General features: G+C 70.5%; 22 protein-coding genes. 17 read left to right on the forward strand and 5 right to left on the reverse strand.

Going from position 1 to position 18,921, the window contains the following annotated elements; genetic code table 11:
• Positions 1-141: 141 nt before the first annotated feature.
• On the forward strand, positions 142-282 hold the full coding sequence (locus ACI79I_RS17850) for a hypothetical protein (protein ID WP_456993660.1): 141 nt from the start codon (positions 142-144) through the stop codon (positions 280-282).
• On the opposite strand, the gene ACI79I_RS17855 is transcribed toward ACI79I_RS17850, so the two are convergent.
• The gene (locus tag ACI79I_RS17855) at positions 273-416 is read right to left on the reverse strand and encodes a hypothetical protein (protein ID WP_456993661.1); all 144 of its coding nucleotides are present in this window, start codon (positions 414-416) and stop codon (positions 273-275) included. The two genes, ACI79I_RS17850 and ACI79I_RS17855, sit on opposite strands and share 10 nt — an antisense overlap.
• 103 nt (positions 417-519) lie before the next feature.
• On the opposite strand from ACI79I_RS17855, the gene ACI79I_RS17860 reads away from it, so the two are divergent.
• The 8 genes from ACI79I_RS17860 (at position 520) to ACI79I_RS17895 (ending at position 8,352) form a co-directional block, all read left to right on the forward strand.
• Positions 520-2,022 (forward strand): recombinase family protein, encoded by a 1,503-nt coding sequence (locus ACI79I_RS17860; RefSeq protein ID WP_456993662.1) that lies wholly within the window; start codon positions 520-522, stop codon positions 2,020-2,022.
• Complete coding sequence (locus ACI79I_RS17865; protein WP_456993663.1) at positions 2,019-2,546, forward strand: hypothetical protein; 528 nt, start codon at positions 2,019-2,021, stop codon at positions 2,544-2,546. Before ACI79I_RS17860 ends, ACI79I_RS17865 begins: the two co-directional genes overlap by 4 nt.
• Positions 2,547-3,038: 492 nt before the next feature.
• Positions 3,039-3,317 (forward strand): hypothetical protein, encoded by a 279-nt coding sequence (locus tag ACI79I_RS17870; protein WP_456993664.1) that lies wholly within the window; start codon positions 3,039-3,041, stop codon positions 3,315-3,317.
• Positions 3,318-3,322: 5 nt separating this feature from the next.
• Positions 3,323-4,366 (forward strand): AAA family ATPase, encoded by a 1,044-nt coding sequence (locus tag ACI79I_RS17875; RefSeq protein ID WP_456993665.1) that lies wholly within the window; start codon positions 3,323-3,325, stop codon positions 4,364-4,366.
• Positions 4,367-4,657: 291 nt separating this feature from the next.
• The gene (locus tag ACI79I_RS17880) at positions 4,658-4,882 is read left to right on the forward strand and encodes a hypothetical protein (protein ID WP_456993666.1); all 225 of its coding nucleotides are present in this window, start codon (positions 4,658-4,660) and stop codon (positions 4,880-4,882) included.
• A 20-nt stretch (positions 4,883-4,902) separates the two neighbouring features.
• Positions 4,903-5,724 (forward strand): hypothetical protein, encoded by an 822-nt coding sequence (locus ACI79I_RS17885; protein ID WP_456993667.1) that lies wholly within the window; start codon positions 4,903-4,905, stop codon positions 5,722-5,724.
• 772 nt (positions 5,725-6,496) lie between these two features.
• Positions 6,497-6,787, forward strand: coding sequence for a hypothetical protein (locus ACI79I_RS17890; RefSeq protein WP_456993668.1), 291 nt, complete (start codon positions 6,497-6,499; stop codon positions 6,785-6,787).
• Positions 6,788-7,647: 860 nt separating this feature from the next.
• Complete coding sequence (locus ACI79I_RS17895; protein ID WP_456993669.1) at positions 7,648-8,352, forward strand: HNH endonuclease family protein; 705 nt, start codon at positions 7,648-7,650, stop codon at positions 8,350-8,352.
• 58 nt (positions 8,353-8,410) lie between these two features.
• Here the strand turns inward: ACI79I_RS17895 and ACI79I_RS17900 are convergent, their stop codons facing one another.
• Positions 8,411-8,545 carry a hypothetical protein gene (locus ACI79I_RS17900; protein WP_456993670.1) on the reverse strand — a complete coding sequence of 45 codons (135 nt, stop codon included), beginning with the start codon at positions 8,543-8,545 and terminating at the stop codon, positions 8,411-8,413.
• A gap of 121 nt (positions 8,546-8,666) precedes the next feature.
• Here ACI79I_RS17900 and ACI79I_RS17905 point away from each other — a divergent pair, with 121 nt between their 5' ends.
• Complete coding sequence (locus ACI79I_RS17905; protein ID WP_456993671.1) at positions 8,667-8,897, forward strand: hypothetical protein; 231 nt, start codon at positions 8,667-8,669, stop codon at positions 8,895-8,897.
• 680 nt (positions 8,898-9,577) lie between these two features.
• The gene (locus tag ACI79I_RS17910; RefSeq protein ID WP_456993672.1) at positions 9,578-9,994 is read left to right on the forward strand and encodes a hypothetical protein; all 417 of its coding nucleotides are present in this window, start codon (positions 9,578-9,580) and stop codon (positions 9,992-9,994) included.
• Between the two features lie 2 nt (positions 9,995-9,996).
• Here the strand turns inward: ACI79I_RS17910 and ACI79I_RS17915 are convergent, their stop codons facing one another.
• Positions 9,997-10,272, reverse strand: coding sequence for a hypothetical protein (locus tag ACI79I_RS17915; protein ID WP_456993673.1), 276 nt, complete (start codon positions 10,270-10,272; stop codon positions 9,997-9,999).
• Between the two features lie 637 nt (positions 10,273-10,909).
• Between ACI79I_RS17915 and ACI79I_RS17920 the strand changes: the two genes are divergently transcribed.
• The 6 genes from ACI79I_RS17920 to ACI79I_RS17945 are packed head-to-tail and all read left to right on the forward strand — an operon-like array spanning position 10,910 to position 14,401.
• Positions 10,910-11,494 (forward strand): ATPase, T2SS/T4P/T4SS family, encoded by a 585-nt coding sequence (locus tag ACI79I_RS17920; protein ID WP_456993674.1) that lies wholly within the window; start codon positions 10,910-10,912, stop codon positions 11,492-11,494.
• A complete protein-coding gene (locus ACI79I_RS17925) occupies positions 11,482-12,354 on the forward strand; it encodes a type II secretion system F family protein (RefSeq protein ID WP_456993675.1) in 873 nt (290 codons plus the stop codon). The genes ACI79I_RS17920 and ACI79I_RS17925 overlap by 13 nt, the downstream gene beginning before the upstream one ends.
• Positions 12,351-13,292 carry a type II secretion system F family protein gene (locus ACI79I_RS17930; RefSeq protein ID WP_456993676.1) on the forward strand — a complete coding sequence of 314 codons (942 nt, stop codon included), beginning with the start codon at positions 12,351-12,353 and terminating at the stop codon, positions 13,290-13,292. The genes ACI79I_RS17925 and ACI79I_RS17930 overlap by 4 nt, the downstream gene beginning before the upstream one ends.
• Before the next feature lie 29 nt (positions 13,293-13,321).
• Complete coding sequence (locus tag ACI79I_RS17935) at positions 13,322-13,528, forward strand: hypothetical protein (protein ID WP_456993677.1); 207 nt, start codon at positions 13,322-13,324, stop codon at positions 13,526-13,528.
• Positions 13,521-13,937 (forward strand): TadE/TadG family type IV pilus assembly protein, encoded by a 417-nt coding sequence (locus tag ACI79I_RS17940; RefSeq protein ID WP_456993678.1) that lies wholly within the window; start codon positions 13,521-13,523, stop codon positions 13,935-13,937. The genes ACI79I_RS17935 and ACI79I_RS17940 overlap by 8 nt, the downstream gene beginning before the upstream one ends.
• Positions 13,934-14,401, forward strand: coding sequence for a hypothetical protein (locus ACI79I_RS17945; protein ID WP_456993679.1), 468 nt, complete (start codon positions 13,934-13,936; stop codon positions 14,399-14,401). Before ACI79I_RS17940 ends, ACI79I_RS17945 begins: the two co-directional genes overlap by 4 nt.
• A gap of 34 nt (positions 14,402-14,435) precedes the next feature.
• On the opposite strand, the gene ACI79I_RS17950 is transcribed toward ACI79I_RS17945, so the two are convergent.
• The gene (locus tag ACI79I_RS17950; protein ID WP_456993680.1) at positions 14,436-15,482 is read right to left on the reverse strand and encodes a WD40 repeat domain-containing protein; all 1,047 of its coding nucleotides are present in this window, start codon (positions 15,480-15,482) and stop codon (positions 14,436-14,438) included.
• A gap of 459 nt (positions 15,483-15,941) precedes the next feature.
• Positions 15,942-18,503, reverse strand: coding sequence for an nSTAND1 domain-containing NTPase (locus ACI79I_RS17955; protein WP_456993681.1), 2,562 nt, complete (start codon positions 18,501-18,503; stop codon positions 15,942-15,944).
• Positions 18,504-18,921 lie beyond the last annotated feature (418 nt).

Here is an 18,921-nt window from a genome sequence, read left to right on the forward strand (position 1 = left end):
GGAATCGTTATCCCGCCGTGACCTGCCGCCACCGGGCCAGGACGGAATCGGCGTCGTAGCGGTCCCGGCCGAACTTCGGTGCAGCTCGGTGAGCCGACCCTCGAAGCCGAGGCGGGTGGCCCACTCGGCGAAGACGCCGCGGTGGCCGTGCTCGCAGTCGTCGGCGGCGTGCAGCAGCTCATGCAGCAGGACGGCGAGGACTTGGGCGGTGTCGCGTTGATCTCCGGCGAGACGAACACGTGGTGCACGCCGTCCTCGCTGGCCCGCTTGGCCTACGTCTGACCGAGGATCTCCCGGCTCCCGGCTCTCGGCCTCGTGCCGAAGCCGAACCCGACGGAGACGTGGATGCGGTCGGGGAGCGCGGCGCCGACATCGGCGAGGCGGGGGCGCAGGGCGTTGATCGCGGCGGAAGCCATGCCTCTCGGGTAGCGGCGGGAGCGGTCACCGGGGGCCTCCGCCGAGAACCGGCACGACGTCACCCGCGAAGGACCCTCCGTGGTGCCCTACTGAGGGTGACTCATGTGTGTTCGCGCATTTGTCGCTGCTGAACTGCCTGTGCGCGGCCATCCCCGCCCGGGAGCGGGTGATCACCTGCGAGGAGGTCTTCGAGCTCCCGAAGACCGTAACGTTGCGCATGTGGGACCTAACGATGCGCATGTGCGTGCCGCTGTCTACCTACGCCAGTCCCTCGACCGGGACGGCACGGGCTTGGCCGTCGCTCGACAGCGCGAGGACTGCCTAAAGCTCTGCGCGGACCGCGGCTGGGAGCCCGTGGAGTATGTCGACAACGACACCTCGGCGTCGGGTAGGAAGGTGCGGCCCGCATATGCGCGGATGTTGGCCGATGTGGAAGCCGGTTGCGTCAGCGCGGTCGTCGCCTGGGATCTCGACCGCCTGCATCGGCGACCGGTCGAGCTTGAGCACTTCATCGACCTCGCCGATACCCGCAAGCTCGCCCTTGCCACCGTCGGCGGAGATGCGGACCTGTCGACCGACAACGGGCGCCTATTTGCACGGATCAAGGGTGCCGTCGCCCGAGGGGAGATCGAGCGCAAGTCAGCCCGCCAGAAGCGGGCCAACCTGCAGCGCGCGCAACTCGGTAAGCCCCCGCCCGGCGGACGACGCGCGGTGGGCTTTGAGGTCGGCGGCATGGCGCTCCGGGACTCCGAGGCGGCACTGATACGAGAGGGCTATCGACACCTGCTCGGCGGGTCGAGCCTGCGCGGTATCGCTGCACACTGGAACGCCGCCAGCTTCACCACCGCCGGCGGGGGAGTGTGGCGCCCCGATGCTGTGCGCTACACCCTGCGCAACCCGAGGAACGCTGCCATCGTCGTGTACTGCGGTGAGGAGATCGGCGTTGGCTCGTGGCCAGCGATCGTCCCTGAGCACACGTACCGAGCGGCTGTGGCCCTACTGGACGACCCATCACGGCGAACGACCCCCAGCACCGCCCGCCGATACCTGCTCGCCGGCCTGGCGTTGTGTCAGTGCGGCGCCCACGTCATTACCGGCAGAACTCAGCACGGTCAGCGCACTTACCGATGTGGGCGAACCCGCGGACACCTGTCGCGTGCTGCCGCGCCCGCCGACGAGTTGGTCGTGACTCTTGTCGTTGCCCGCCTGTCGCAGCCGGACGCGGCGGACCTGCTTGTCACTCACCAGGGCGGACCCGACGTCAGTGCTCTCCGTGAGGAGGCGGCGGCGCTGCGGACCAGGCTCGGCGAGCTGGCCGACCTATTCGCCGACGGGGCGATCACAGCAGCGCAGCTCAGTCGAGGCACCGAACGCACGCGCCAAGCGCTCCAAGCGGTCGAGGAGCGCCTGGCGGACGCAGGGCGAGTGTCGGTGCTCGGGGAACTCATCGCGTCTGGTGAGGTCCGCGCCGTGTGGGACGGACTCGACCTCGACCGCCAACGGGCTGCCATTGACGCATTGATGACGGTGACTCTGCTGCCGCCAGGCCGTGGGGCCCGCACCTTTCGACCAGAGACCGTGAACATTGAGTGGAGGCAGGCGTGACGGTGGTGGAGAGCCTGGCGGCGTTCTACTCGTCTCCGGCTGGACTGAGGGCCCGTGAGGTCGCGCAGCGCCGGGAACTCGGAGACATCGCCGCCCTTGAGTTGGTGAAGCGCATGAAGCGCTCACCAGGTAGCCGGCCCCAGGTCTCGTATCGCTGCACCGTGGATGGATGCGCTCTCCTCGAGGCGTATGTGACGCCGGCCGGCATTGCCTGTCGCCTTGGGTCGGCACGCATCTCGATTCGGCACGCGGGCGAAGTGAGGGGCGGATCGCGCGGCCAGGAGGGGCGCTCGATGGACGATCAGACGTTCCGCCTGCCTGTGCGCGGCATCCTGCTGAGCTTCGAAGAAATGCGTGAAGCCGAACGCCTGGCCACATCAGAGGGCTTTCGCGCCGACGGTGGCGTTGTCGTGGCCTGCCGTCACCAGTGGGGCGCCGTGCCGATGCGTCTTATCAGAGCCGACGCGGAGAGCGGCAAGCGAGCCACCAAGTCCCGACTCTTCGAACCCAGCGTGACCGCGTAGTCTGCTAGAGTCACGAGCAGAGCCCCCGCCGGAGGCGGGAGCCCGGGAAGATGGGCAGCCCGGTGAGACCCGAGAGGGGTCCACCAACCGTGCCCGGAAGCCCATCGGCACCCGTAGCAATCGCACGAGCCACCAAGGCTGGACTTGCGCGACGAAGGGCCGCCAACGACCCGGATCTGCTCGCCGCAGACCGCGAGCTTCGTGCCGCTCGCCTCGCGGAGTACATCGCCAAGACTCTCGCTTCGGCACCGCCGCTGACCAACGAGCAGCGCGAAAGGCTTGCCCTGCTGCTCGGTGGCCCTTACGCACGCCCGCAGAGGCCACAGGCAAGTGTGTCTGTGGCCCTCACCTCCACCAGGGAGGTCGGTGCGGCGTGAGAGCAAGCGAAAGGCCGGCCCCGTTGCCCAACGGAACCGGCCCCTCCGAGAACTTCCTGGCCCCCAAGCCGCTCATCCTCGTTGCGCATTCTACGGGTGGTAACGCCCGATGAGGGTGCACGGCATCGTCGTTGTCGACCTCACGTCGATCACCAGTGCGTCCGCAGCCAAGACGGTCATTTGGGAAGCGCTCTGCGACACCCCCGTCGGCGCTGACGTCCGGCTCTTCCTCCCGCGATGGGACTGGTGGGCGCCCTTCGCCATCGACACGCTCCTCGAGCTCGGCAACCACCTCGGATCTGTGACCGTCGAGTCCGACGCGCAGACGGTCCGCCGCTGGGTCGTAGCCCTCCGCGAGGGCAGTCGGCACTTGCACGCGGTGGCCGACAGGTGACCGCCATGCACCTCGTCGACCCCTGGGACGGCAGCCCCCTGGTGCCCGTCGACCCCTACGCAGACGTGCCCCCGCCGGACGTCGCCCCCTGGGAGGACGCCGAGCCAGTCCAGGCGCGACGACAGTCACCGCTACGTGAACGGCTGCTCTCCCGCGCAGGACTAGCGAACCTGCCCAATCCCGAGCCGCTGATTGCCGACACCATCGACCGCCGCACGGTCGTCGTCGTCGCCGGCCACTTCGGCTCCCTCAAATCCTTCGTTCTGCAGGCATGGGCGGCCAGCATTGCCACAGGGAGTTCCTGGCTCGGTCGCGAGGTCCAGCAGGGGACGGTGCTCTACGTCGCCGCAGAAGGCGCACAGGGCCTCCACCCCCGGTTCACCGCCTGGGAGTACGGCTGGCAGCAGCGCATCCCTGACGATGCCCTGGCCGTGCTTCCCGAGCCGGTCAACCTCTTGGATGCCGCCGCCGTCTCCGACCTGTGCGAGCTTGCAGCCGGGAGGTCGCTGGTCATCCTCGACACCCTCGCCCGCTGCCTCGTCGGCGCAGACGAAAACTCGGCGAAGGACATGGGCATCGCTGTGGATTCCCTGTACCGGCTTCGAAACGCCATAGGGCACGGCACCGTCGTCGTCGCCCACCACACCGGCAAGGATCGCAGCACCATTCGCGGCTCGTCGGCGCTTGAGGCGGGTGTGGACACCGTCTACACGGCCGAGGGCGACGCCCGCCTGGTCTACCTCAAGCGGACCAAGCGCAAGGACGGCCCGCGTGAGGATCACCTGCAGATCAAGCTGAGTCCGGTTCTCGACAGCGGCGTGATCGTGTCCGCGCTCGCCGCGGACATAAAGCCCAACGCCCGCGAACTCATGTCCGTGTTTATGTCCGCGTTCGGCGCCACTGGAGCCTCCAAGGCGGACCTTCGCGCCGTCGCCGATATGCCGCCCGCAAGCTTTCATCGCTCCCTGAACGAGCTGGTCGACGCGGGAGTCCTGGTCAACGAAGGCAGCGATGCCCGCCCCTTTTATCGGCAAGGGGAAGCCCAGTGATGTCCGCATGTCCGCGGATGTCCGCGACCCAACGGACATGTCCGTCCGTGTGTCCACCCCGTAGGGGTGGACACGGACAGTTGGACGTCCGGTCACCTGCATGAGCGATCAGTGGGACGCCACCGGACCGGAGACCTGCGTGGACTGCGGCCGGCCGTGCCAGTGGCTCCGCTGCGCCGTCTGCACCGTCGCCCACCTCCGGGCCTACGACCAACCGTTGAGGCCGCCACAGGCCGCACACGACGCCAGTGGCCCTACAGCAAGAGCCGCCTGAACCAACCCAGGAGACCCATGTCTACGCACTGCCCCGACTGCCTCACCGCCGTCATGCCTCGGAAGCCGAGCAAGGACGGCCGCTGCGATCTCTGCCGCGCCCAGGTCGGTGGGCGGCACAGCTACCAACCGATCCGACGGCGACAGTCCACAGAGGGCTTCGACCTCCTGCTCCTCGCCGAGCAACCCGACGACCCCCAGCCGACCCCGGCGCCCAAGCCCACCAACCACGTCCACAACTAACAGGCAGGAGCCACACCGTGATGAACCTGACCGTCGCCAACCACTTCCGCACGATCCACACCGCCGCCGAGCAAGTCGGCGCCAAGCTGCCCACCAACGTCCTCGAAGCGTGGGAGCGCAGCAACCGCATCACCGAGGCCGTCGAGCAGCTCTACCCCCCGCAAGGCGCCCTCGTCACCGCCGTCATCGCCGCACTCGACGCCGACCGCGACCCCGCCACCGACAAGACCGTCCAGCGCGTCCTCACCGCGCAGCGGCTCGGCAGCAGCAGCGGCCCGGTCCACAACGGCGCCCGTACCGTCCTTGACGCCGATCTGGTTCGCGTCCTGCGCGCCAACGTCGACGGCATCCTCACCGCTCTGGCCGGGCCGTTCAACGCCGCCGCCGCGACCCTCGCCGCCTGCCACGCTCGCCTCGGCGACGTCGACCTTGACGACACCACGACCATCGTCCGCCAGGGCGGCGATGCGGCAGCCGTGTGGGCCGAGGCCCGCGCCGCGGTCACCGTCATCGAGCGCGTCGACCTCGCCTGGTCCACCCTCGCGATGGCCACCATGTTCGCCCCGGTCGGGGGAAACCACGCCGCGCTGCGGATCACCGAAGCCACCGCCGAGCAGTGGCACAGCCTCGACGAGCTGCGCCGGTCCAGGGTCAATCCCTGGTTCGTGGTCCGCGCCGGCCTGCCGCTCACCCTCGCCAGCGGCGCTGACTACGCCCGACGCATCGAGGCGGTCCACCCGCAGCCGGACCCCGACGAGGCCCGCCGCCAGCGCTCCACCATCGGCACCCCCGCGGAGCAGGCCCGCCGCATCGCAGCCGTCCGCCGCCTCGCCACCCTCTAACCCCGTTCAGGGCAAGGCCCCTAGCCGCACCGCGCCCACCACGCGCGGGCGCCGCCGTTACGAACGCCTGACGCCCAGCTCCCCCTGGGGCGGCGCCCCCCCAGCTCCTCCCCAGGGGACAGCAGGCCCTAGAACCGATACCCCCCCGACTACCCCCTTCCACAGGGCTGTGGAAAAGCGGCGGGGAGAGATTCGACCTCTGCCCTGGGGTCCCCTGGCAGACCTGGGGACGAGTCCCCTCCCCACCCGGGCTGGGACCGCAGGGCCTACAGACTCGGGCTGCCTACGGGTTCCGGAGTCGCGGGCGCGCGCTCATCGCTGGGCTGTTTATGCCTCGTGCGGCCTCCTGCGAGCCCTATGGGGGCTCTGAGGATCGGACCCCGGTTACTGCTGGCACTGCCTTTGTGCGTAAGCCGCGGGCAGGTCCGTGCGCTTGACATTCCGGTCGGGGGGTGGGCTGCCGATGAGAGACAGCAGCGACTCGCTTCGACTTAGGGGGCCCACCATGCTTCGCCGTACCTCGTCCGCCGTTCTGGCGGCCGCTGCCTACCTCGTCCTCACTGGGTGCAGCGGCGGGGACGATGACGGAGGAACCGCTACGACAGCGCCAATCCTAGATGCGGACGTAGCTAAGGCAGTCACGTCGCTTTGTGATCAGCACTGTGAAGGGCTCGAGCGGCAAGCGCAGGCCTGTCCGAACGTGGACCAGAGCCCACCGGACCTGTTCACGGGCGCCGGGCTCGCGGGGCCGGGCTACGGCACCAACTGCGACATGGACATGGCCCACGGCATCGAGCTGGTCCACGTGGTTGAGGACGAGATCCTCAACGTGGCGCCTGCAGCCGCGGAGCAGGACGAGCTCGCGGACCTCTTCGCAGCGATTAGCAAAGCCGATGCGGCCTACGACGACTACACGGGAGGCCCCGTGGGCGGCTGCTTGGGAGTCGGACTAGCGCCGGAGTTCGCTGAGCCGGCGGACGTTAGTCGGTGTGCGGAGGCGGTCCGAGAGTCGGTGCGGTGGCAGCCGATCATTGCTGAGCAACTACGCGAGCTGGCAGGCTGAGCGTGACTCGATCCGCGTCGTGGGACCCGGTGGTAGCCCTTTACTTGAGCGGCAGGGCCGGGCGCGGGCGAGCGATCCGCGATTGCGGTGACGATCACGCTCCGAGTGCTGGGTCGGTAGCGCCCGTGTCGGTGAGACCATCCCGGTATTGGTAAGCCGGCGCTGCAGTGAACGGGATCCGGAGCCGCGCGTCAGCCATCACGTCGCCCGCCGAAGGATCTCGTCCTCCCAGGGGCTCGGCGCGGTGCTCAACACCAGCGACGCGGCGTGCTCACGGCCATCCGGCAGCGTCACCCGCAGAAAGACCCTGGTGCATGTCCTCGGCCGGCCCGTGACCGACAGGGCCGCTGCACCGCACTTCCCTGCCTGGGCTGACGGTGACCCGCGCCGGGCAGCGCCGGGGATTCATCCCGCTTCCACGGTGGCGCCCCATTCGAACCAGACGCGCCCACGCCCGTCTGACGCCTCTCTCGGCCCCTCGACAGTGAACGTCGTCCAGTCCGGCGTGACCCTGGCTGAGGCCGTCACGAGGCGGAGCTGTCCGCGAAGGCCAGCGGTGGCCCTGTCCCGGTCGCAGTACGGGAGCGCGGCGGCGGCCTGGTAGATCACGAGGGCAGTTTCCCGATGACGGTGGTCGCAGGGTGGTTCCGGTACGGGCCTATCCCTCGTACGTGCGACCGCTTCGCTCGCCCGGGTCGGGCTGGCATATCGCATCCATAACGACCCGCCACACGTCTGGGTGGAGGTCATTAACGCAGCGTGCTGGGTTCTCATACGCTCCCGCGGCCTGCGGGGGGTTGCGCCTGGCCGCGTGACCGTCCAAAGGGCGACTACACCGACCGTGAACCGGGAGCATCCGCATGTCCAAGCACGGGCAACAGAGACGCAGCAGCCGGCGGCTGGCGCGCACGGCCTCTCTGGCAACCGCCATGGCCCTGTTTCTGTCGGTGCTTACTTCGCTGGCTTCTCCGGCGCAGGCGGCGACAAGCACCGCTCGAGCCCTCCTCAGCAAGGTCTCGGTGGCCGCCGAGTCCTGGTCGGCAACCTACGATCGCGCCCGTTTCACGCATTGGAGCGATGACAACCGCGACTGCCAGGACACCCGTGCCGAGGTCTTGATCGCCGAGTCGCGAGTGACGCCGCGCTACACCACGACAAGGCGGTGCGCGGTGCTGTCGGGACGCTGGATCAGTCCATACGACGGGGTCACCTGGACGCTAGCCAGTGACGTGGATATCGATCACCGCGTTGCCCTCAAGGAGGCCTGGGAGTCTGGCGCCCGAAGCTGGAGCGCCGCGGATCGGCAGCGCTTCGCCAACGACCTCAGCTTCGGCGCGACCCTGGAGGCGGTCACCGACAACGTCAACTCGTCCAAGGGCGACCGGGACCCGGCCCAGTGGCTGCCGCCTCTGGCGTCCAACCGCTGCGACTACGCGATCAAGTGGGTCCAGGTGAAGTACCGCTGGCGGATGAGCATGGACACCGTAGAGCGCAACAGACTGAACACCATCCTCACCGGCTCATGCGGGGCGAAGGTCGTCACGATCCCTGCCCGAGCGCGCTAACGACTGACCCGCCAGCGGGCCCCTGAGACCGTCAAGACGGCCCACGGGGCCACTGCTGTTACAGGGCCAGGTTGTTCATCACCTCGGAGATCCACTCGTAGGTCGCGGCGAGGTCGTTCATGCAGCGAACTGCGCGCAGCCCCCGGCGGAGGACGTCGGCGAAACGGAGAAGGAGGGTCTGGTACGTGGTCACACCGGCCAGGTCTGCGAGCCGCCGGCAGCTTGCTCGTCCTGGCCGTGCAGGCCGATAACGTCTGGTCACACGTACCGGGCGCCGCCGCTTCACAGCCCTGCAAGCGGGCTACACAAGAGGAGTGGCAGTCACCATCCGCCTCGTCGAGGAACGCCGGTACGACCCACCCCGCTCGGTGCTTGTCGAGCACGACGGCGAGTGGTGGCCCGGGCTGCAAAGGGCCTGGAGGTTATGTGACGACGGGCGCGGGTGGATGGCCGACGTCGAGTACTCGGTGCGGCATGACGGGGGTATCGGGAAGCACCTGCCGTGCGTGCCGCCGGAGCGGGTCCGCCTGGCCGGTTGGTCTTGACCGGTCGTCCGTGTTTCCGTCCGAGCACGCTCAGTCATTGGCGTACGGAGACACGCCGCCGGCCAGGATTACGTGGTGGCCGACCCGGTTGTCGACCAGAGGTGCGCCCAGTAGGCACAGCCACCCAACAGGCACCACTGGACGGGCCTGGGAATCAAGGGGGAGTGTCATGCGTAGAGGCTTGAGGTGGGGGTTCATGGTGGCGGCTGCGGCGGGGCTGATTCTCGCTGGGGTGGCGACACCGGCAATGGCGGATCCGGGATGTACGGGGCAGACCGCAAGCACGCAGGCGAAGGACGCCCCTTTTGGGGATCGGGTCTCGGACAGGGCTAGTGCCGATGACAACTTCGGCCAGGTGGTCATCAAGCCGGAGGCGACCCGCTCCCACGACGAGTGCTAGCCGTGACCGGTTCGCTTCGGCGCTGAGCCCCGCGGCTCCGTTGTAAACAAGAGGCCCTGCCTTCCCGCGTGAAGGCAGGGCCTCTTCGCGGTTCCGTACTTCTCCACCGCCTGTGCATAGGCCTGTGACGACAGGCCCTACGGCTGAGTAGGGGCCCTGCTATCTCCCCGCCAATGCGCTGTCGGCGTACCTTCGTGGCTGCCGCGGCTACTTCCCGATGAGCAGGACGCACGTTCCCGCTCACCCCGAGGGCAACCAGAACCTTCGGAGGGTCGTAACCGTGAGCGTCGAGAACCGGCTCACCGCCGACCAGCTCGCCGCGCTCGAGCCGGGTGACACCGTCACCATCGAGTCTGAGGTCAGCATCGGCCGTCCACGCCACGCCGCGGGCACCGTGGCCCGCGTCACCGGGCCAGACATCCTCGTGAACGTGAAGAGCCGGCGCGGCCTCACGCATCAGGAGCGGTACCGGCGCCGCGACGGCACCCGCATCGGCGGCGTTTCCCGAGCCGAGCTTGTCAACGCTGACGATATCGAGCGTGGAGCAACCCCCGTGGAACGACAGCAGGTGCAACGCATCCACGGCCTCTATCGGACCTGGATCCGCAACCGCGGCGACGTCGAGGCGCTGCGGGAGTTGCATGCCGCGATCGGCGACTACCTGATCGCGAACGAACCCCAACGGCACAAGTGCTGAGGCTAGGGCCTCCGTTGAACCGACTCTTGCCCGAAATAGAAGCCTACGACTGTGCCGACGAGGCCCACCACTGGCCCAAGAAGCCCGGATAACAGAAGTCCGAGGACTTCGGTGTTGAAGGGGCGCACCAGCGCCAACGCTGCGCCGAGGATCGTGGCGATAACAACGAAGAGCACGCCAAGAAGCGCTAGAGAAATCCGCCCGCGCGCCCGCTCCCGGGACTCCTCAAGGTTGAAGGGATGGAGTTCACCGACTAGCTCAGAGGTCGGGACGCTCATCGTTCCGCCTCGCCGTCACGTCGAAGCCGCGCCTTCGGTTCAGCTTGTGAAGGCGTCTCCGGACTGCGGGGTTGGGGAACCTCTGCCAACTGGTATACCTCCCCAACCCCGCTTCCTGCCTGAATGGGATGCAGGGCGATCTCCTGCATCGAGCCATCTGGTGACCTCAACAGTATCTGGCCACGCTGCGACAGTTCGCGCACCCAAAGGCCATCGGCTAGCGCCTGCAGGGCCCGGTCAACTGGGCTTGCCGCCCCAGGCTCAGCATCCTTACGGGGCCACACGCCTCCCAATCGCTCTATATCGGAATCGCTGAGCCGCAAATACAGGGCGAAATGGGAGGACGTTGCGTCTGTCATGGGGCATCAGCGTAGTGAACGCGGATGCGCTGATGAACCTCTATCGCCTCATCATCGCGACCGTGGGTGGAAGGCGCGCCCAAATCTCGATCCTGCGGCTGCCGAAGTGCGGACGGTGTCTCAGTCCGTACACGGTCCGCATGACGTCCGCATCCGACCGTCAACCACCAGCAACCGTCAACAGTCGTGTGTAGGTCAGGCAGTCAGCCTCGGATGTCCGGTCGGGTCAGCCGCATCCCCGAAGGTCATGTCCGGGATGACGGCGCGCCCGTGGCTTCGTGGCGTCCACAACCGAGCACTTGTGCAATGAGGATTGCTTCGAGCTCGGACTGCCGCTGCCTGACGTCGTGGCGATGCAGACCCGCCAGCCGAACCTGGAGGGAGCGGGGGAGATCCCGCTGCGCCGGCTGGTGAAGGAGGCGCTGCGGATGCGGCCCTCCCGGATCGTCGTCGGCGAGGTGCGCCAGGAAGAGTGCCTGGACCTGCTGATCGCGCTGAACTCCGGTCTGCCCGGCATGTGCACGCTCCACGCCAACAGCGCCCGTGAGGCCGTGGTGAAGATGTGCACCCTGCCGCTGCTGGCCGGCGAGAACATCGGGCACGCCTTCGTGGTCCCGACCGTGGCGGCCAGCGTCGACCTGGTGGTCCACGTGGGCACCGACCCGGACGGCCGCCGGCGGGTGCGCGAGATCGTGGCCGTCCCCGGCCGCACCGAGGACGGCGTCATCGAGCTGGCCGACGTCTTCACGACCCGGGAGGGCCGGCTGGTGCGGGCCGACGGCTACCCGCCGCACGCCGAGCGCTTCGCCGCCCGAGGCCTCGACCTCGCGGCGCTGCTGGACGACGTCCGGTGGGCCTCGTGACACTGACCGGCGCGCTGCTGGGCCTGCTGCTCGGGGTCGGGCTGCTGCTCATGTGGCGCAGCGGCCCGCGCGCGCCCCGGCGGACGGTCCGGCCCCGCGGGGCCTCTCGCCTCCAGCAGCGGCTGGCCGCGGCCGGCTTGACCGGCATCAACGCCGCCCAGCTGGTCGCCCTGCAGGTCGGGCTCGGCCTGCTGGCGTTCGTGGTGGTCCTGCTGACCACCGCCACGGTGACGGTGAGCCTGGTCTTCGGTGCGTTCGCGTTCGCGCTGCCCGCCGTCCAGGTCCGGCGGCTGGCGGTCAAGCGCCGCGCGGACCTGCGGGAGGTCTGGCCCGAGGTCGTGGACAACCTGGCCTCCGCCGTCCGCGCGGGCCTGTCCCTGCCGGAGGCGCTGGCCGCCCTGTCGACGCGCGGCCCGGAGGTGCTCCGCCCGCCCTTCGCCCGCTTCGCCACCGAGTACCGCTCGAGCGGCCGCTTCGGCGTCTGCCTGGACCGGCTCAAGGACGACCTCGCCGACCCGGTCGGCGACCGGATCGTCGAGACGCTGCGCGTGGCGCGCGAGGTCGGAGGCAGCGACCTCGGCCGGGTGCTGCGGACCCTGGCCACCTTCCTCCGCGAGGACGCCCGTGCCCGCGCGGAGCTGGAGACCCGGCAGGGCTGGGTGGTGCAGGCGGCGCGGCTGGCGGTGGCCGCGCCCTGGGTCGTGCTGCTGCTGCTCGCCACCCAGTCCACGACGCTGGAGGCCTACGACTCCCCGGTCGGCACGGTGCTGCTGCTCGGCGGCGCCGCGGTCTGCCTGGCCGCGTACCGGCTGATGCTGCGGATCGGCCGGCTGCCGCAGGACCTGCGGGTGCTGCAGTGAGTGCGTCGCTCGCCGGGATGCTGCTCGGGCTGGCCGCGGCGGCCGGTCTGCTGCTGGTCGTCAGCTTCGCGCCGCCGTTCCGGTCGGTCCGGTTGGTCGACCGGCTGGCGCCGTACGTGCACGACACCCCGCCCCCGTCCCGGCTGCTGGGGACGGCGACGGAGGCCGGCCTGCTCACCGCGGCGCGGCGGGTCTTCGGGCCGGTGGTCGCCGACGGCGCCCGGCTGGTGGACCGGGTGGTCGGCGGCCGGACGGCGGTGCGCCGGCGCCTGGACGCCCTCGGCGGGGACATGACGGTCGAGGACTTCCGCATCGAGCAGGTCGTCTGGGGCGGCCTCGGGCTGCTCGGGACCGCGCTGCCCGCGGCGGTCGGCTCGCTGCTGGCCGGGAGCGTCAACGTGCTGTCGGTCGCGCTGCTGTGCCTGGCCGGGCTGGTCGGCGGGGTGCTGGGCCGGGACTGGTGGCTCACCCAGCAGGTGCGCCGTCGCGAGGAGCTGCTGCTGGCCGAGTTCCCGGTCGTCGCCGAGCTCCTGGCGCTGGCCGTGACGGCGGGGGAGAGCCCGACGGCGGCGATCGCCCGCGTCACCCGGCTCTCCGGCGGTGAGCTGGCCCGCGAGCTGGGGTCTGCCCTCGGCCGCGCCCGGGCCGGGGTGTCACTGGTCGACGCCCTGCAGCAGGTGGCCGACCGCACCTCGCTCGACGCGCTGGCGCGGTTCATCGACGGCCTGCTGGTCGCGATCGAGCGCGGCACACCACTGGCCGAGGTGCTGCGCGCGCAGGCGGCCGACGTGCGCGAGGCCGGCAAGCGCCGACTGCTGGAGGCCGGCGGCCGGAAGGAGATCGCGATGATGGTCCCGGTCGTGTTCCTGGTGCTGCCGGTCACCGTTCTCTTCGCCCTGTTCCCAGGGTTGATCAGCATCGTCTCGCTGGCGCGATGAGCCCGCGGACACGACAGGAAGGACGACGGATGCCGGGCTTCACGGGGGTCCTCGCGGCGCTGGCCGCACTGGCCGACCGGGTGCGGGGGGAGGACCCCGAGCGGGGCGACGTCCCGGGCTGGGTGATGATCACGGTGATGACGGCGGCCCTGGTGCTGGCCATCCTCATCCCGTTCCGCGAGGCGATCGTCTCGGCGGTGACCAACGCGCTGGACTCCGTCACGAGCGGTGGCTGAGGAAGGACCCCTCCGGCGGGACGACGGGGAGCGCGGTGCCGCGGTCGTCGAGTTCGTCTTCGTCTCGGTGCTGGTCGTGGTGCTGCTGCTGGCGGTGCTGCAGGTGGCGGTCTACGTGCACACCCGCAACGTGGTGACCGCCAGCGCCCAGGACGGGGCCCGGTTCGCGGCCAACGCCGACGTGCCGTCGTCCTCGGGTGCCGACCGCACGGTGGCGATCGTGGCGCGGGCGACGTCGGTGCAGACGGCCGAGGGGCTGGCGTGCACCGCGGGCGAGGAGGCCGACCCCAGCGGTCTGACGCTGGTCGTGGTCCGTTGCTCGGGGACGGTGCCCACGCTGCTGGCCGGGCTGGGCAACCTGCTGCCGCTGGAGGTCACCGGCCGGGCGGTCAAGGAGACCGCGGCATGAGGTGGCTGCGGGCGCGGCTGGGTCAGCTCGAGGGGGAGCGCGGCTCGGCGCTGGTCGAGTTCGTGTTCATCGCGATCGTGGTGTTCGTGCCGCTGGTCTACATCGTGGCGGGGTTCTCGGCGGTGCAGCGCGGGGTGTTCGCCTCGACGGCGGCGGCGCGGGAGGCCGGGCGGGCGATGGGCACCGCGCCGGACCCGGTCAGCGGCGCAGCCCGGGCCGAGGCGGCGGCGCGGCTGGCGGTGGCCGACCAGTCCATCGACGCCGCCGACGTCCGGGTGGCCTACGCGCCGGCCGGTGCCGGGTGCGACGCCGCGGGGGGCTACTCGCCGCGGTTGGCGCCGGGGGAGGAGTTCGCCGTCTGCGTCACCGTGACCGTGCGGATCCCGCTGCTGCCGGAGTTCATCGACGCGAACACCGCGACGGGGCAGTTCCTCGTCGAGCGCGACCGCTACGTCGACGGCTGACGCCTGATGGGGTGCGCAGGAGGACCGGTCGGCGTTAGAGAGCCCGGTCGCACCGGAGGTCCGCCGGTGGGTCCGTGCCGACGAAGCGTCGCCATTCCCCGGTGGTCAGGTCTCGACCGGCCGTCTGGCAGGCATGGTGGAGCCACGCCGCCTCGGTCATGTCCCAGCGGGTCAGCCTCCCGCCCGTCGTGCCCACCACCAGGTACCTGCCGTCCTCGGTGAAGGCGAGGTTGGTGGCGCTGCCCTGAGTGGGCGGTAGCGGCAACTCACCGAGTGTCGTCCCCGATCCCGTCAACGTCAGGACCACGGAATCGTCGGAGCGCAGGCGCGCCAGTACGTGGCTGTCGTGGGGCGCTGCCAGGGGCAGCGCGTAGTCCCCGCCTGCAGTGGTGCGCAGGACGCTCCGCCCGTGTGGATCCCAGACGTCGACGGTCCTGTCCGGGCGCAGGACCAGCAACTGGTTTCCGGTGAAGAGCACGCCGTCCGCGGGACCCCCAGGGAGGGGGCGGCGCTCTCCCGTCCTGATGTCCAGCAGGTGCACGTCATCCTGCTCGACCAACGCGACCGTGGTGAGGTCGGGGCTGACCGCAGCAGCCGTCGGCGGCGGTGGCCAACTGAGCCTGTCCAGCTCGGCGCCCCCCGGGATGGTCTCCACTGCCGTGCCGTCGTGGACGTCGCGGACCACGACGGTTCCGTCGGCGTAGACCACCAGGAGCCGGCCACCGTCGGCGGAGAGCCGTGCGACGAGCGGATCAGCCGAGGAGTAGGCGGGAGGCCAGCGGACAGGCGGCTGGCGGAGGTCCTCGGCATCGAACGAGAGGGCGGTGTCGTCTCCCGGCCCGAGGAGGACGAGCCGCCGGCCGTCATGGCTCCAGACCGGCACCACGGCGTCGAGCCGGAAGGAGCCGTCCGCCGGGGCCGAGGGGTCGCTCAGCAGCTGGGGATCACCCTGGCCCTCGAGGCGGTACACCGTCGCCAGACTCTGGCCGGAGGACGCGCCGTCGACGTAGGCGACCAGGCGCCCGTCCGGCGAGGGGCTCAGCTGTGGCTGGCATGCCCGGCAGCCGAACGGCAGGTCCACCCCGACGTCGACGCCGGTGCGCCCGACCGCCGCGAGGTCCCATGATGCGATCGACGTCCCCGTCGCCGACACCAGACGAGTGCTCCCGACGAACGCAACGGAGCCCGTGGTCACCCGGCTGCTCCCCGTCAACTCGTCGAGGACGGGCTCGGTCGAAGCGTCGGTGGTGGCGCTGGCCACGTGGACCGTGCCCGCCGCAGCAGTCGCCAGCAGCGACCCGTCGGGACTGACCGCGACCGCCTCGTAGAAGGACTGGGTCGCGCCTGTGGTCGCGTGGTGATCAGGAGCGTCGGCGTCAGAGCCCCCAGCCGAGTGCGCGACGTCCCAGGCGTTCAACTCCCCGAACGCTCCCCAGAGGAAGAACGACCCGTCACCGGAGAACCCGCTGGTGCCGTAGTTCCTCGTCAAGATCGAGTCCGATGAGGCCGCCGCCCCGAGATCCGGGATCGATCGGCGCTCTCAACGCCCGCCCCCGCTGATCAACGTCACCGTCCTGTCGTCAGGCAGACCGGCCTTCTCGTAGAGGTGGTCGATCGGGACCTGGTTGAGCTGTTGCCCGGCCTCGAGGTCGAGGAGGGTGAGCCGGGCCGGCTCATCCGCGCCGTCCGATCCCGGTTCCGGCCCGAGGATCACGGCCGCGCGCTGACCGGACGGCGAGACACCGACGGATCGGGCTAGCCCGGTGGCGACGACGCTGTGCTGTCCGGTTCGTACGTCCCACACCACAGCCGTCTGGCCGTCCGCGCCGATGACCCGACTGCCGTCCTGGTTCACGGCCACGCTGGTGACCGGCCGGTCGCCCATGCGGATCCGCTCACTCGCGCCGGTGGAGAGGTCCCAGGACAGGAGGTGCCCGTCCTCAGTCCCGGCCACCGCGGCGTTGCCGCCACCGGCTCCGTTGAGGACGCTCACCTCACTGCCCGCGTCGAGGTACTGCACCAGCCGGGGGCTGGCCGTCACCGCGTCGAAGAGGGCTGACTGCGTCTGCGGGTCCGGGAAGATGCGATGGGCCTCGGCCGCCAGCAACTGGGCGAGCTGCAGGTCGGTGTCCAGCTCGGCGACCGCCGTGGCGGCCAGTTGCCGCGCCGTGGCGACGGTCTCCCGCTGTGACGCGATCCGCTGCTGAACGAAGGCCACGCCCGCCGCGGTGAGCGCAAGCACCAGCAGGACGGAGAGGATGGCGACAGCGCGTCGGCGCCGGATCCGGTCACGCCGGATGCTGGCGTCCAAGAAGGCGCGGGCCGTGGCGGTGAGGTCGACGCGGTCGGTGGTCAGTGATCGCTGGCCAGGGAGCCATCGCCGCACGGTCCTCCAGCCTGCAGGGCCCCCCGCGGCGGTTCGCCGAGCCGCCTCGTACCGCGCCCCCGTGTCGGTGACGGCTGCGGCGAGCTGACCTCGCTCCCACAGCTGCACTGGCGGCCGCCCGTCCTCGTGCCACGTGGCGGCGGCGGGCTCCACCCGTGCGCGGGCGCGCAGCCCACCAGCGGCGCCGCTGATCGCCCGAGCCAGCGGCGGCCAAGCGGAGAGAAAGGCCTCGTGCGCGACACCGAGGACGGGCCGCCCGTCCTCGGTGTCGGAGGTGAGCAGGCGCCGCCGGACGAATGGCTCCAGTTCGATGCCCGCTGACCCAGGGAGCTCCTCGGCGGCCACCCGACGCCGGGTGGGACGGTCCTGCTCGTCGACGGTGACCAGGGAGAGGAGCTGCCGGATCACCTGCTCCTCTGTCCGACCCCCATCACGGACCGCTTCGGCGAGGGCGGCGTCCGCCTGCCGTCGCAGCGCCCCTTGGACGCCGCCGAGTTCGTCGTAGCGGCTGCCCAGCAGTCGGCCGCCTCGCCCGATGCCCCGCGCCAGCTCGGCGAGGGTGTAGGCGAGCAGCGGCAGGGCGTCCCCGCTGTCCGTGTCGGCGACCAGCCGGGTGACGAGGTCGTCGTCGACCGCGATCCCTGCTACGGCGGCAGGCTCCACCACCACACTGCGGATGGCGTCTCGGTGCAGCGGACGCAGCGTGTAGACCTGAGTCGGCAGGGCAGACAGCGACTCGTCGACGAGGAGGCGGTCGAGGAACTCGGGGCGGAGCGTGGCGACGACTCGGGCCGGGCCGGGGAGTGCGCATCGCAGGAGTCGCGCGAAGGCCGCCCGCTCCTCGGGTGGCGCGAGGGTCACCAGTTCCTCGAACTGGTCGACGACGACGAGCAGGTGCCGGCGCCGCCGCCCGGGCGTCGCGAGCAGCAGGTCGTCCGCCAGCTCGGCCAGACCGCGGTGCGCCAGCCGGTCGCGGACGTCCGTGACGGTCCAGTCCAAACCCACCTGGCGCGCTGTCGTGGCGAGCTCTCGAGCCAACGCGGCGAAGGGATCGCTGGCAGGGATCATCGGCGGCACGGTCCACCAGTCCGGCTCCGCCGCGACCACCGGTAGCAGCCCGGCCCGCACCAGCGACGACTTGCCGCAGCCGGACGGGCCGACCACCAGCAGCACAGTGGCTTCGGCCTGCTGCGCAGGGGACCTCAGCAGCGCAGCCAGTTGCTCGGTCTCGTGGCCGCGGCCGAAGAAGACGCGATGGAGATCGGTGTCGAACGGCCGAAGGCCGGGATAGGGCGATCGGTCGTCCGGCCAGCCCAGGCCACCGATGGCGTCCACGCCCCGCAGCGCCTCGGACAACTTGGCTCGGGCCGTCGCCGGGTCCGAGTCGAGGTCGACCTGCTGGAGTGTCCCGAGGAGCGGGTGGCGGACGCCGGACTCGGCACCGACCGGAAGGATCCGGCTGCCGCGCGCGCGGGCGATCCCCACCTCGGCCGTGCACCAAGCCGACGCCACGTACGCCGACGTCAGGACGCAGACCACGGCGTCGGCCCAGCGCAGCCGCTCGTAGAGCCGCCGCTCCCACTCCTCGCCGACGACGATGCCGTCCCGCACGCCCTGATCGAGGAACACCTCATGTCCGTCGTCCGCGAGCCAACCGCGGACGGTGCAGGCTTGCACGGAGTCCCGGCTCGAGTGGCTGACGAAGACCTTCGCCACGGCACCTCCTCGGCTGCCGCCACCGCCACCGCCCCCGCACCGGCCCGGTCACGGGTCGGCAAGAACGGCGTCTGCTCCGATCGAGGACACGCTCGGTGCGCCCGCCGCCACCGTAGGACGTCCGCGGCCCAGGCGGGGTTGATCCAGGCGCACTCTCGCGCGGGGTTCACCAACCCGCCGTGCAACAGGTGCCGGTTCGAACCTGTGTCGCTACCCCGAAGTCTTCACGCCACAGGCTCACCGAGGGCTGACTCGGCAGGGGGACCCTCGCTACGGTCGACCCCCCACGAGCTGGGTGGGTCAGCGGACTCGAGGTCGGTGTCTCCAGTCGCCAGGCCATCACCACCGCCAGAAGTGGAACGGTACGTCACCGTTCCGTGACGGCCCTCAGACTGAATCCGCAGGTCAAGGGTCCGTA

It is taken from the genome of Geodermatophilus sp. SYSU D01105 (genome assembly GCF_054050095.1).